A 13863-nucleotide genomic window follows, 5' to 3' on the forward strand; every position below is an offset into this window, starting at 1 on the left:
AAGGGAGATACTCGCTACACTAATACCACCTGCTTTGAAACCTTTCCCTTTCCCCAGACAGCAACAGGGGAGATAGTCGAAAAAATCCGAGCCAAAACCGTAGAACTCCACGAATATCGGACTCAACAAATGGAGTCTAAACAGTGGGGAATCACCACATTATATAATAAATTCTACAACGAGCCTAGTAGTAAACTATCTAAACTCCATGAACAACTAGATAAACTAGTCATAGAAGCCTATAAATTTACCACTGAAAATGACATTTTAGAGAAACTCTTAAAATTAAACCAACAGCTACAAGACAAAGAAAACCAGAATCAAAAAGTAATTGGACCCGAAGCAGTGGGCGATCGCCCCTAGAGACACCAGCAGATCCCCGACTTCTAGATAAATTATGGTGGGGTGTCTATGATTATGTGAGAAGTCGGGGATCTTACCCCAAAACATCTTCCCAACAAACACCTTTGCGAACCTTTGCGTGTACTTAGCGACCTTTGCGTTTAAACATTGTACAGGCGATCGCCTAACAAACACATAACCCCTGGTTTCTTACATCCCACCCAACCAAATAAAATATTGTCAAAAAACACCTTTGCGAACCTTTGCGCCTACTTAGCGACCTTTGCGTTTAAACACCGTACAGGCGATCGCCCCAAAGCTCCCCGACTTCTAGTGCCATTCCTGGTTATAGCACACCCAACTCTTGCAAACAACGGCGTGTTAACTCCAGCCGAGCCGATGGATCTTTCTGATTACGAATGTCTATATTAGTGGCAAAAAAGTAAACATCTTTGTCCCGCTCCACGTAACCCACATACCAGCCAATTTTCGGTGTTACCTTGTCTTCAAACCCCAGCCAACCTGTTTTAGCCCTGATTGTATAATCGGGAGTTTGCTCCCTAATCATCATATCTTTGACAATGGCAAGCGATCGCTCAGAGAAAGGTAAGTCATTATTATAGAGACGACGGATAAATTGAATTTGCTCTTGAGGAGTAATTCGCAGTTCTCCATCTAACCAAAATTTATCAACATCATTTTGACTACCAATCTTTTGATTCCCATATCCAGCTTTAGCCACCCATTTTTGCATTCTCTCATAGCCAACTCGACGCGCGAGAACCTGGTAAAACCAAACAGCAGATAACTTGAATGCTTCTTTCATATTCAAGTCTCGGTTCCACTCAGGAAGAGTTCTTTCTATCCCATCCCATGTTAAAACCGCAATTTCATCTACAATCACCCCAGTTTCTAGAGCAATTAACGAGTTGAGAATCTTAAAAGTGGATGCAGGTAAAAAAGCGGTTGAATTACGTTTTGGGTTATGTTCAAAAGTGCGATCATTTTTCAGATCATAGATAATAATTGAACCCTCAACCCCTAATTCTTGAAAGTGCCGCCCAAAATCCATACCAGCCATATCTGCTGACTTGGTTAAACCTAAAACTGATGGAGTTGTTGGCAATCCCACTGACACAGTGCTACTCAACAATATCAGAGGAATAATAGTTAAGCGAAGTATTTGATTCATTAATTTTGGTATAATCACTCTTCCATAAAAAGTGATTATACATATAGGACTCCTATTTGATTTTTGAACAAGACTCAGTACACACGGCAATTCTTATTACCTGTTCCCTGTTCCCTGTTCCCGGTTCCCTACCTAGACCAATCAATTCAGAAACAAAACCGGATTTCTATAGTTTTCGGAAGTATGTATTATTTGTAGAATTTATCCAAATTACAAAACTTCCCTACCCAAATACACCTGTAAAGCTTCCGGTATTTTAACTGTACCATCCCGCTGCTGGTAATTTTCTAAAATTGCCGCCATAGTTCTGCCCACAGCCAACCCGGAACCATTCAAAGTATGAACATACTGAGTTCCTTTTTTCCCAGATTCCTTAAAGCGAATATCCGCCCTACGGGCTTGAAAATCTACACAATTAGAGCAACTAGAAATTTCTCGATACTTACCAGAAGATGGTAACCATACTTCTAAATCATAGGTTTTTGTAGAACCAAAACCCAAATCACCCGTACAAAGATTAATCACCCGGTAAGGCAATTTCAAAGCCTGTAAAATCGCCTCTGCATTCACAATCAATTTTTCTAATTCCTCAAAAGAAGAACTAGGATGAACAACCTTCACCAACTCCACCTTATTGAATTGATGCAGACGAATTAACCCCCGCATATCCCGCCCATAGCTTCCCGCTTCCCGACGGAAACAAGGAGTATAAGCACAATGATAAATAGGTAAATCTTCCGCTGCTAAAATTTCTCCCCGGTAAAGATTAGTCACGGGAACTTCCGCTGTAGGTATTAACCATAATTCATCATCAGCACATTTAAAGCTTTCTTCAGCAAACTTTGGTAACTGACCCGTCCCGGTTAAAGCCTCAGTATTCACTAACAAAGGTGGACTAACTTCTATATAACCCGCTGCAGTTTGCATTTTCAGCATAAACTGAATTAATGCCCTTTCCAAGGCAGCACCCGCACCGACTAAAGTTACAAACCGGCTTTGAGCAACTTTCACCGCCCGCTCAAAGTTGAGTATACCCAATTTTTCGCCGATTTCCCAATGAGGCAGAATATTCGGGTTTTGGGGTAGATATTCATTACCCCAGCGCCGCACTTCAATGTTTTCTTCTTCACTCTTACCAATGGGCGTAGAATCGCTCGGTAAATTGGGAAGTGCTAGCAGGAGTTGGTCAATTTCGAGTTTTAAAGCCCTCTCCTGAGGTTCGAGTTCACCTAATTGAACTTTGAGGGCGTTACCTTCATCCCGCAAGGCTTGAATTTCTGGAGATTGAGGATTTACACCAGCTTTAATTTTTTGCCCTACCAGTTTACCAATTTCATTACTACGAGCCTGAAGTTGACTACGTTTCCCTTCTAGTTCTCGCTGTTGCTTGTCTAACTGTAATATGGGTTCGATATCGTATTTACCACTACGACTATTCAAGCGTTGTTGAATTAATTGGGGATTTTCCCGTATTTGCTTAATATCCAGCACAGATTTTTCTCGGTTGCCTAGGGACTTATTGCCAAAACATCAGCATATACTGATTTTGGCTTCCTAGCACAGGAATTGCCAAGACAAAATCCCCCCTGGTTATTTTAGCCTCAGCTGCGGGTAATGCGATTCAGTAACCATATTGATACTGCTAGCCCAGCGAAGTGGGCAGAAACGGTGTTAATATTTGCCTGGACTACCAGCATATCTAAACCGCTAATAATTCGCGTGGGGTCAAATAATTGAGTAGTTGCAGCTTGGGGGGATATCGATCTGGCTACCAATGTCCCCACAATGGCTTGGGAGCCTAACAATGTGACCAGCATTCCCAGTAAATTAATCCATAGTCCCAAGCGTAATACTTCTAGGGTCTCACTTTTGCGCGGGCGGTTTTTGGGGTTGGGGGATTGCAATTGATTACCAATTATGGTATATCGATAAGCTAAATAAATACCACCACCTAAAATCAGAATTCCGCAAACTGCTAGAAATACACCAAATCCTGTACCGGGGTTATTATTGGCGCTATTGGGGCGCTGACTAAAGATGGCAAACAGCAGGACAATAATGGCAGAAACAACACCTAGCACTAATTGCACCCAGAAGCTAATCCAACCCGTAAACCGGAAGTTTTTAGCAATAGCCAGGACAGTAGAGGAGGATGATGGAGTGTCAGGGTTTTGTGACATATTGGTACTAATCTCAGTGAAAAATTGTTAAATTTAATTAAAGTCAGTGAAAGGGTTCCCCCTCCCACAAGGGTAGGTATTTTACATTGTCGTGAGGGCAAGACTTGGTGGACAAGGTGGACAAGGTGACAAGGGAGGAAAACAGTACAAAGTCTGTATTCTTAGTCACAAAAATAGTCAGTCAAAAAACCATTGTACGTATAAAATCTTCCTTGTCCATCCCTTCGACTACGCTCAGGACAAGCCTTCCTTGTCTTCGGTGGTCTTGCCTTCACAAATCATATTAAAAACCTACCCCTGTGAGGATTTACCCCTCCCACTGATGTGCAAAACTGTATAATTAATGGCTTTTACACCCTGTTTTAGTGGTTATTGAACCATTTTTCACAGAGGGCAGTTTTATAAGGTAATGGTATAACTATCGTGCAGCGATTTCACATACACGCGATCGCAGCGCGTCGTTTCCACCCCTGTCGCGGGTTGATAACCATTGCTTTCATACAACTTGACCGCCTCCACCAAAATACTGGCGGTCTCAATCCAAATTTGCTCAAAACCACGGGAGGCGATCGCTGCTTCTAGCTCTTGTAACAAATATCTTCCCAGTCCTAAACCCCTGACACTGGATAAAAGATACATTTTGCGGATTTCTACAGCATTCTGACCCCGTTGGATGGGGTAGTATGCTCCCGTACCTACTAGCTGATTTTGGTGTTCAATTACCCAGAACTCACCTCCGGTGGTTAAGTAAAATTCCTCAACTTGCAGCACATCTTTGTCTGCGCCCTGGGGTTCCCAACCCAGACCGTATTCTGATAATACATAACTGACAACAGAAGCGGCTCTGGTGCGATCGCCTATTTCCCAGTTACGAATCAAAAAATCTTGATAACATTTTCTCATTGGCTCAGGCTCGCACAGAAAATTTCTCTGGATCTATCTTCAATGTACTCAGTTAATAACCTTGATAGGAGACTTTGACCTTGGGATATTAACCAGATAGCATCTACATAACACAGATAAGCAGACTCTTCACAGATTAAAAGGTCACAAACCATCAATGTCACAGTTTTATTTTGATACAGAAAACAACGGTCGTAAATCCTTTGAATTACCAGGTGCTAAACCTCACTACAACCCCGACCGACCTGGACAAGTAGAGCATATTTTTCTGGATCTGTGGTTAGATATTCCTCACCAAAGTTACCACGGTACTTGCAGCATTCGCCTATCACCAATTCGCAGTGGTATTAACCGCTTGACTTTGGATGCTGTCAACCTCAAGATTGAGTCTGTTTATGTAGACCAGATATCACAAACTTTTGACTATAACGGTGAACAGCTGTTTATTCAACTGTCTCAACCCACACAGATTGGTCAGCATTTATTGATTGCGATCGCCTACTCAGTAGAAAAACCCCAACGCGGCATATACTTTATTCAACCAGACCCATACTATCCCCACAAGCCCACCCAAGTTTGGACTCAAGGGGAAGATGAAGACTCTCGTTTCTGGTTTCCCTGTTTTGACTATCCCGGACAACTTTCTACCTCAGAAATTCGGGTGCGGGTTCCCAAAAATTTAATGGCTATTTCTAACGGCGAACTCATTGACACCCAAGAGCATGGGGAAGACAAAATCTACCATTGGTCACAAAAGCAGATTCATCCTACCTACTTAATGACCTTAGCAGTCGGTGATTTTGCCGAGATTTATGACCATTGGCAAGATAAACCAGTGACATACTACGTAGAGCAGAGGAGAAAGGATGATGCTCAACGCAGCATGGGTAAAACTCCCCGGATGATCGAATTTCTCAGCGAAAAGTACGGTTATGCTTATCCTTTTCCTAAATATGCTCAAGTTTGTGTAGATGATTTCATCTTTGGGGGGATGGAAAATACTTCCACAACCCTCTTAACAGATAGATGTTTACTAGATGAACGCGCTGCTTTAGATAATCGCAACACAGAAAGTTTAGTTGTCCACGAATTAGCACACCAGTGGTTTGGTGATTTGCTGGTAATTAAACATTGGTCTCATGCTTGGATTAAGGAAGGTATGGCTTCCTATTCTGAGGTCATGTGGACCGAACATGAATATGGTGACCAAGAAGCGGCATACTATCGCTTATTGGAAGCTAGAAGTTACTTAACTGAAGATAGCGATCGCTACCGTCGTCCCATGGTAACTCATGTTTACCGCGAAGCCATAGAGCTTTATGACCGTCATATCTACGAAAAAGGCTCTTGTGTTTATCACATGATCCGGGCCGAATTAGGAGAAGAATTATTTTGGCGCGCAATTCAAACCTTTGTCCGGGATAATGCCCATAAAACTGTAGAAACAGTAGACTTACTCAGAGCCATTGAAAAAGCCACGGGACGCAACTTAGCCTTTTTGTTTGACCAATATGTTTACCGTGGTGGTCACCCCGATTTTAAAATAGCTTACTCTTGGGATGGGGATGCTAATTTAGCCAAGGTGACCGTGACTCAAACCCAAGCAGACAAGAATGACAGTAAAGATTTATTTGACCTGAAAATTCCCATTGGTTTTGGTTATACCCAACCCGGTCAAACCGCACAACTCAATACTTTTACAGTGCGGGTGAATGAACGCGAACAAAGCTTTTACTTTCCCCTAGCAGAAAAACCCCAATTTGTCAGCTTTGATGTGGGGAATAATTTCTTGAAAACTGTTACCTTAGAATATTCAGTACCAGAGTTAAAAGCACAGTTAGAATTTGACCCCAACCCCATTTCTCGCATCTATGCAGCAGCAGCCTTGGCCAAGAAAGGGGGATTAGAAGCTACCATGGCACTGTCAAATGCACTGAGAAATGATTCATTTTGGGGTGTGCAGGTAGAAGCGGCTAAACAACTGGGGGAAATTAAGTTAGACCAAGCATTTGATGGCTTAGTACCAGGATTACAAGATGAAAATCCTTTTGTGCGCCGGGCGGTCGTAGAAGCATTGGCCACCATCAAAACCTATGACAGTTACAAAGCTGTGAAAAAATTACTGAAAAATGGTGACCCCAGTTACTACGTAGAAGCAGCAGCTAGTCGCGCTGTGGGGTGCATCGCATCCCTAAATTTGGCAGAAAAACCCAAGGAAGAAAAGGTAATTAAGCTACTAAAATCCGTTTTGGAAGAAAGGGCCGGTTGGAATGAAGTTGTCAGGAGTGGTGCAGTGGGTGGTTTGGCTGAACTCAAAACCTCCGAAGCTGCCTTAAACCTCCTACTAGAATATACCAAACTTGGTGTACCCCAACCTTTACGCCTGTCCACAATTCGGGCTTTAGGTAAGATTTCTGTAGGTCAAAGTCCGGCGAATTTAGAACGGATCCTAGCAAGATTAGGGGAACTAGCCAAAGAAACCTTCTTTTTAACTCAAGTGGCTGTGGTGGTGGCCTTGGGACAAATGGAAACCCCCAAAGCTATGGGAATTTTGCGATCGCTAGCTGACCAAGCCATAGATGGGCGTGTGCGCCGTTATGCCGAAGAAGAGATTTCCCGGGTGCAAAAAAATGTCGGTACTGACAACGCACTGCGCCAGATACGTGAGGAACTAGACCAAATCAAACAAGAAAATCAAGAACTGAAAAGTCGCTTGTCCGGTCTGGAAGCTAAATCTCACAGTCAGTAGTGATTAGTCATCCCATCAGTCTTAGAGGATGTTTGTCAAGTCATGATTAGTGTATCAACTATTGTTTGACCCCACCCTCACCTTTCCCTTTATAAGGGAAAGGGGATTGGATTTGATTGTTTGGGTTCCCGATTCCCGATTCCCGATTCCCGATTCCCTGTTCCCTGTTCCCTGTTCCCTGTTCCCTAAGATAAAAATCACCTGATAAAACTTATCAAACATCCTCTTAGCTCAAACAGCAAGAAGCCTCTAGTCTTACCGCAAAGGGGATTCTTGCTTCACTAAGACTCCAACGAATTTACCCGCGCTAACGCGCATATCCGCTAACAGCACGCATACTAGGCGATGTCAGTGAATGCTGAAGAGAAACTTAAAATTCTGCCCAATCACCAATTCTCGAATATTTGTACTTTTATGAAGTATAATTAAGGAAAAGATAAAAACATCTGGGCAGAGTGTAGGCTGTTTTACACCTGAAAAGGCCGCCGAGAACATGACCCAGAGAAAATTTAAATTCCCTAGTTTTTAATAAAAACTACCACAACTCCAAACTTACAATCTATTTGTAAATAGGGGTATAAAAAACAAAAGTATAGAATTCCCAGTTGAAGAGGTATGTAAAGGCGTGGGTCAGTATCAACCTGGTCAGCTACAACGCTACAATGCGGAGGCGATCGCTCGCCACTATGGTTATCGTCCCTGGCTTGGTTGGGGGCGAATGTTACAAATTATCTGGTCTTTTGCTGGCTTTATTTTGAGTCTCAAGTGGGACGAATGGCAAGATAAAGTTGAGCAAAACAAAGGTAAACGTGCTTCCCAGTTACGAGAACTACTTACTAGACTTGGCCCGACATTTATTAAAGTCGGTCAAGCCCTATCTACCCGGCCAGACTTAATCCGCAAGGATTTCTTAGAAGAACTGATCAAACTGCAAGACCAGTTACCACCTTTTGATAATGCGATCGCTTATCAAATCATTGAAACCGAGTTAGATAGACCAATTAGTGAAGTTTTTAGCGAATTATCCCCTAAACCAGTCGCTGCTGCTAGTTTAGGTCAAGTTTATCGTGGTCGTCTAGTAACTGGGGAAGAAGTGGCGGTGAAAGTGCAACGCCCCAACTTACGCCCAGTGATCACCCTAGACCTTTATTTGATGCGTTGGATGGCTGGATGGCTAGCGCCTTGGCTACCCCTGAATCTCGGTCACGATCTAACTTTAATTGTGGACGAGTTTGGCACCAAATTATTTGAAGAAATTGACTACATCAACGAAGGTCGTAACGCGGAAAAATTTGCCAGTAACTTTCGCAACGACCCACGGGTCAAAGTTCCGAGCATTTACTGGAGTTATACCAACACCCATGTTTTAACTCTCGAATGGATTAATGGCTTCAAACTCACTGATAGTGCCAGAATCAAACAAGCCGGTTTAGACCCAGAGGGAATCATCACAATTGGCGTAACTTCAGGACTACAACAGCTATTAGAACATGGTTTTTTCCATGCTGATCCCCATCCGGGGAATTTGTTCGCCATGCCTGATGGACGTATGGCTTACATTGATTTCGGCATGATGGACCAGCTCCAGGAAGTGACCAAAGAAACTTTAGTAGATGCCTTAGTGCATCTGGTGAACAAAGACTACGCCGATTTAGCCACAGATTTTGTCAATTTGGGTTTTCTGACACCAAATACAAATATTAGCCCAATTATCCCCGCATTAGAATCAGTCTTGGGAAATGCCATTGGCAAGAATGTCAATGAATTTAACTTTAAAACCATTACTGATGAATTCTCGGAACTGATGTATGAATATCCGTTTCGAGTTCCCGCCAAGTTTGCTTTGATTATTCGTTCTCTAGTAACTCAAGAAGGTATTGCCCTCAGCCTCAACCCTAATTTCAAAATTGTAGAAGTGGGTTATCCCTACATCGCACGACGACTACTAACTGGGGAATCTCCAGAATTAAGGCGGCGACTGTTGAACGTGTTGTTTAAAGATGGTCGCTTCCAGTGGCAACGCTTAGAGAACTTAATCCAAATCGCTCGTACTGACAGCAGCTTTGATGTATTACCTACAGCACAAATGGGAATACAATATTTACTGTCTGAGGAAGGTGGATTTCTCCGCCGTAAGTTGGTATTGGCACTCACTGAAGATGACCGCCTCCATACCGCAGAAGTTCAACGCCTGTGGGATCTTGTTAAAGATGACATCAAACCGAATCGGTTGTTAGATGCAGCCATGGGTATGTTGACCCAGTTATCTAGAGAAGGCGTAACGGCCATCATTCCCAAATCTGCTCTTGGTAATGTCGAATCCAAGGCTCAAAAATCCCAGGTTTAAGTTTTCTGCTGTATTACTTTTCCATATAAATTCGGAGTTTTCATGTACTATTACCCAGCAAACCCACCATATTTTCTACTCCTAATCGGCTTTTTGATGGCATTAACTTCTGGTATCGCTTTATCTGGCACACTAAAAGTAATAGTACAGCAATGGCCAAAGAATAATTCCGAGGATACTAAATCTCCTTCCGCATTAAAAAAATTATTGGTGCCATTTCTAGGAATTACTGCTGGTGTTTGTCTATTTCTCTCATCCGGTCTAGAGATATTTGGCTTTCCTTCTTTCTTGGCTTTGGCGGTGGGATTACCAGTTAGTCTTTTGACTTGTGTACTGGTTTGGTTCCAGTTGGGAAGTATGCTAACTTTTGCCAAACGGGAAGGAATGCAAGCTCTAGATTTAGATTCTTAAGCATCACAGGATTCTTGGTTAATTAGACCCAACTGTAGAAACATTCCAAAAGTCTCTACAGTTTTTTATTTTTCACATAAGTTGATCTTAAAATAATCATAAGATAATAAGTAAGTTTTTCACTGATTAATTTGGGCTTTGGCAAGTTGGGAGGGTTGCACAGTGGCTGATGATAAAAGTACGGGAAGTCCAAAAAATGATGAGCAAGAGTTTTTTTGGCCTTTCTGGTTGACATTGCCACTCTACCCTTATGGCAAGCGCCAGACAATCCGTAAGGAAGTAGTTAAAGATACCATCTGGATCTTTGACCAACTACAGGGGATTTTTTACGTAGTTGTGCCGATTCGCATGACCGTAGTTAAGCTAGAACAGGGGGGTCTTTTAGTATATGCTCCCGTTGCGCCTACTCCAGAATGTCTGAGGCTGCTTGAAGAGTTAGTGGTAGAACATGGGGATGTTAAGTATATTATTTTGCCAACAATTTCAGGAGTAGAACACAAAGTGTTCGTCGGTCCTTTTGCTAGATGCTTCCCCAAAACACAGGTTTTTGTCGCCCCCCATCAATGGAGCTTTCCCCTAAATCTTCCCCTTACCTGGCTGGGCTTACCTGGTAACCGGACTCATATATTACCAGCACACAGCAGAAATACACCATTTGCTGACCAATTTGACTATGCAATTCTCGGCCCTATAGAACTCGGTCCGGGAAGATTTGCTGAGGTAGCATTTTTCGACAAGCGATCGCGCACCTTATTATTAACAGATTCTGTGGTATCTGTCTCAGCAGAACCACCGGCGATCGCCCAATTAGATCCATATCCTTTGCTATTCCATGCCAAAGATAGGGCATCTGACATTATGACAGATAATCCCGTCAATCGCCGCAAGGGATGGCAACGTATTGCCTTATTTGCTTTGTACTTTCGTCCCAGTGTGCTAGAAATTCTCAGATGGAGTCAAGTCTGGCGTGAGGCGACTAAAGCCCCTAACCGCTCACCCAAAGCCTATTTTGGCTTATTTCCCTTTAAATGGCGCTCAGATTGGCAAAGCTCCTTTGAGCTACTTAGAGGTGAAGGTCGTTTATTTGTAGCACCAATTTTGCAGACACTAATTCTCAACCGCGCACCCAGAGCAACCCTGAACTGGGCTGACAAGGTGGGGAGTTGGGATTTTCAGCAGATTATTCCTTGTCATTTCGACGCACCCATCAAAGCACAGCCTGATAAATTTCGTCAAGCATTCTCTTTCCTAGAAAAGCATCCGCCTATCAGTGGGGAGAGTAATAGTTACCCTTTACCAGAAGAGGATTTTAAATTACTCAGAGAAATTGATCAAGGTTTAAAAAACAGTGGTATTGTGCCACCAGCACAGGAAAAAGTTTAATAACATCGTACCAAAGTTCAACTTTGGTACGAGATTCTGGTCATAGACAACAATGATTAGCCTGGTTGTACTCCGGGAACACCGTTTTGAACTACATATGTTGCTCGTTTGCTGATGGTACCAAATGGAGTTGTCACATTAGACATAACTAAATAATCTGTTGTCCAAGTTGTAGGAGTCAGTAAACAGCGAACATATCCCCGCTGACCATTGTAGAACTTAATATGTGGGTTATCCGGTAAGTAAGCTGCCACGTTGGGGGGGATGTCTGTTCCATTACCACCAGAGCTAATAGAAGTACATACAAATTCACTGCCAATGGTAGCAGAATTGGGGTCATCAAAATTAGTTTTCAGATCCATTGCCCAGTTGGAATGTACATCCCCAGCCAAGGATACAGGATTAGAAGGTTTACGCTCTGCAAGGAAATTCATCAAGCGATTGCGGGAAGCCAGATAAGCATCCCACTTGTCCATACTAAACGTTTGTCCTTCACCGGGTTGGAAATCCCGTTGTGCAATGGGTACTTGCTGGGCTAAAACATTCCACTTAGTCTGTGAACTGTCTAAACCCTCATATAACCAACTTTCCTGCCTTTCTCCGAGAATTGTAGCTTCTGGGTTTAAAACCTCATCACAACGTTCTTTTGTGCCATCACCACAGGGCTGGTCCGTACGATATTGGCGAGTATCTAAAACATGGAATGTGGCCAAGTTGCCGAAGGACAACCGACGGAACATCTGCATATCCGGTCCAATAGGTCGTGAGAAAGGCCGCAAAGGCATATGCTCATAGTAAACCTGATAAGCAATTGCTCGCCGTTGCAGAAAGATTTCTGGGTCTTGATCTGGTTCAGTATCAATTTGTGAAATGTTATTGGCGTAGTTGTTTTCCACCTCGTGGTCATCCCAAGTCACAATCCAAGGAAAAGCTGCATGGGCGGCTTGTAAATTGGGGTCGCTTTTATAGAGTCCGTAACGGTTGCGGTAGTCTTCTAAAGTGAAAATTTCTGAACCATTGTGTGGTCTAACAGCTGTGCTGGAAATTCCCCCTTCATAGATGTAGTCTCCCGTGTGTACCACCAAGTTGAGATCATCTTCTGCTAAATATTTATAGGCAGTGTAGTAACCTTGCTGATAGTTCTGGCAAGAGACAAAAGCAAATTTAAATTGATTCAAGTTGCTTTGTAGTGAAGGAGCGGTACGAGTACGACCAATGGGGCTTTCTTCTCTGCCGACAGTAAATTGATACCAGTACCAATTTTCCGGTTCCAGACCTGAAACTACAACTCGAACAGAATGGGCTAATTCCGGAGTTGCTACGATAGTACCTCTAGCTACAACTCGTCTCATGTCAGGATCTCTGGCTACTCGCCAGCGAACTGGGACGTTGGCAAGTGGCATTCCTCCCCCATTCAGAGGTTCAGGAGCTAGACGAGTCCAAATAACTACGCTGGTAGCATCAGGTTCACCAGATGCTACACCCAGCTTAAAAGGATAATCGGAAAATCTGCCCCTTGCCATAACTCGGTCATGGGAAAATTGACTGGCTAAGGTCAAACCAGTGAATGCTCCCGCCCCAATGATTAAGTTACGTCGTTTGATGCGATTACCCAAAAGCCGCTCAAAATTAAAGTAGTCTGCCATTGTGTTATTCCTGAGTAACAGGTAAATTTCAGCACAGAAGCATTCGACTTTAGAAAGATATGACAGGTTATGTGAACTCCATAACCACTTTTTTCCAGACAATCAGGCTGGAATTTTCATACTTATCTAATATTTCGATTGATTTAGATGCTTACTTTGCTAGCCTGACAATACTAGTTAGAGATTAATTCTGTCTGAAGAGAACGTTAAAAATAACTTAATTCTTCTATATTTGCGCCTTGGGCAATTAAAACTTGATTAAGAACAGTAACAATAGTAATTGCTGTTGAATATGGGTGAAGATTTGCAGTAAAAGATAATTATACTTGAATAGGAGTCTTAAGTAATGCCGTCATCATAAAAACTGTATCCAGGATCGAAACCCATAAAATAGCTAAACAGCTATAAAATCAGTGTAATTGCAGGAATCAACAGTAGTTGCTCACTGCTTAACAGACTCAACACATCCCTTAAATCAATTGATTTTTATCCAATTTTCTTCTATTCATCCCATAAACTTTTGAGTAGAACGGAGTTTAATTATGCCTCGTTCTCAAATATTCACTACATCTTTAGAGTTTGTGAAATTATAGACAAATCTACAAAGTCACTTTACCAGGGGTAAACCTGATTGGAGTTACTCCTAACCCCTCTATCCCGTCTGCAAAAGCGTTCAGGACTGCTTTTCTTAATATGTTGTACGCCCCATT

Annotated in this window: 9 protein-coding genes and 1 pseudogene; 5 read left to right on the forward strand and 5 right to left on the reverse strand. The window is 42.6% G+C overall.

All coding sequences use genetic code 11. The features are described from left to right. A pseudogene (locus NWP22_RS04055) lies at nucleotides 1-363 on the forward strand (class I SAM-dependent DNA methyltransferase); the annotation flags it as partial. 325 nt (nucleotides 364-688) lie between these two features. On the opposite strand, the gene blaOXA reads toward NWP22_RS04055, so the two are convergent. From blaOXA to NWP22_RS04075, 4 genes are all read right to left on the reverse strand, one after another. Continuing rightward, nucleotides 689-1534, reverse strand: coding sequence for a class D beta-lactamase (blaOXA, locus tag NWP22_RS04060; RefSeq protein ID WP_280801551.1), 846 nt, complete (start codon nucleotides 1532-1534; stop codon nucleotides 689-691). A 210-nt stretch (nucleotides 1535-1744) separates the two neighbouring features. Then, nucleotides 1745-3025 carry a serine--tRNA ligase gene (gene serS, locus NWP22_RS04065; RefSeq protein ID WP_271731252.1) on the reverse strand — a complete coding sequence of 427 codons (1281 nt, stop codon included), beginning with the start codon at nucleotides 3023-3025 and terminating at the stop codon, nucleotides 1745-1747. Between the two features lie 110 nt (nucleotides 3026-3135). Further along, a complete protein-coding gene (locus NWP22_RS04070) occupies nucleotides 3136-3714 on the reverse strand; it encodes a DUF3611 family protein (RefSeq protein ID WP_271731251.1) in 579 nt (192 codons plus the stop codon). Nucleotides 3715-4113: 399 nt separating this feature from the next. Beyond that, entirely contained in the window at nucleotides 4114-4617 is a 504-nt protein-coding gene (locus NWP22_RS04075) for a GNAT family N-acetyltransferase (protein WP_271731250.1), read from the reverse strand. Nucleotides 4618-4774: 157 nt separating this feature from the next. Here NWP22_RS04075 and NWP22_RS04080 point away from each other — a divergent pair, with 157 nt between their 5' ends. The 4 genes from NWP22_RS04080 to NWP22_RS04095 all read left to right on the forward strand — a co-directional run bounded on the left by NWP22_RS04080 (nucleotide 4775) and on the right by NWP22_RS04095 (nucleotide 11507). Continuing rightward, nucleotides 4775-7366 carry a M1 family metallopeptidase gene (locus tag NWP22_RS04080; RefSeq protein ID WP_271731249.1) on the forward strand — a complete coding sequence of 864 codons (2592 nt, stop codon included), beginning with the start codon at nucleotides 4775-4777 and terminating at the stop codon, nucleotides 7364-7366. 625 nt (nucleotides 7367-7991) lie between these two features. Further along, nucleotides 7992-9713, forward strand: coding sequence for an ABC1 kinase family protein (locus NWP22_RS04085; RefSeq protein WP_271731248.1), 1722 nt, complete (start codon nucleotides 7992-7994; stop codon nucleotides 9711-9713). 42 nt (nucleotides 9714-9755) lie between these two features. Then, on the forward strand, nucleotides 9756-10124 hold the full coding sequence (locus NWP22_RS04090) for a hypothetical protein (RefSeq protein WP_271731247.1): 369 nt from the start codon (nucleotides 9756-9758) through the stop codon (nucleotides 10122-10124). 162 nt (nucleotides 10125-10286) lie between these two features. After that, nucleotides 10287-11507 (forward strand): DUF4336 domain-containing protein, encoded by a 1221-nt coding sequence (locus tag NWP22_RS04095; RefSeq protein WP_280801552.1) that lies wholly within the window; start codon nucleotides 10287-10289, stop codon nucleotides 11505-11507. A gap of 56 nt (nucleotides 11508-11563) precedes the next feature. On the opposite strand, the gene NWP22_RS04100 is transcribed toward NWP22_RS04095, so the two are convergent. Further along, entirely contained in the window at nucleotides 11564-13153 is a 1590-nt protein-coding gene (locus NWP22_RS04100; RefSeq protein WP_271731244.1) for an alkaline phosphatase D family protein, read from the reverse strand. Between the last annotated feature and the right edge of the window lie 710 nt (nucleotides 13154-13863).

Origin of the sequence: Anabaenopsis tanganyikae CS-531, from assembly GCF_029891675.1 — a bacterium.
Taxonomy (GTDB): Bacteria; Cyanobacteriota; Cyanobacteriia; order Cyanobacteriales; family Nostocaceae; genus Anabaenopsis; species Anabaenopsis arnoldii.

What these genes read in the sequence shown, in the direction of transcription:
- NWP22_RS04075 (WP_271731250.1), bottom strand. Translation starts at nt 4,617, where the DNA reads ATGAGAAAATGTTATCAAGATTTTTTGATTCGTAACTGGGAAATAGGC.
- blaOXA (WP_280801551.1), bottom strand. Translation starts at nt 1,534, where the DNA reads ATGAATCAAATACTTCGCTTAACTATTATTCCTCTGATATTGTTGAGT.
- NWP22_RS04070 (WP_271731251.1), bottom strand. Translation starts at nt 3,714, where the DNA reads ATGTCACAAAACCCTGACACTCCATCATCCTCCTCTACTGTCCTGGCT.
- NWP22_RS04090 (WP_271731247.1), top strand. Translation starts at nt 9,756, where the DNA reads ATGTACTATTACCCAGCAAACCCACCATATTTTCTACTCCTAATCGGC.
- NWP22_RS04100 (WP_271731244.1), bottom strand. Translation starts at nt 13,153, where the DNA reads ATGGCAGACTACTTTAATTTTGAGCGGCTTTTGGGTAATCGCATCAAA.
- NWP22_RS04080 (WP_271731249.1), top strand. Translation starts at nt 4,775, where the DNA reads ATGTCACAGTTTTATTTTGATACAGAAAACAACGGTCGTAAATCCTTT.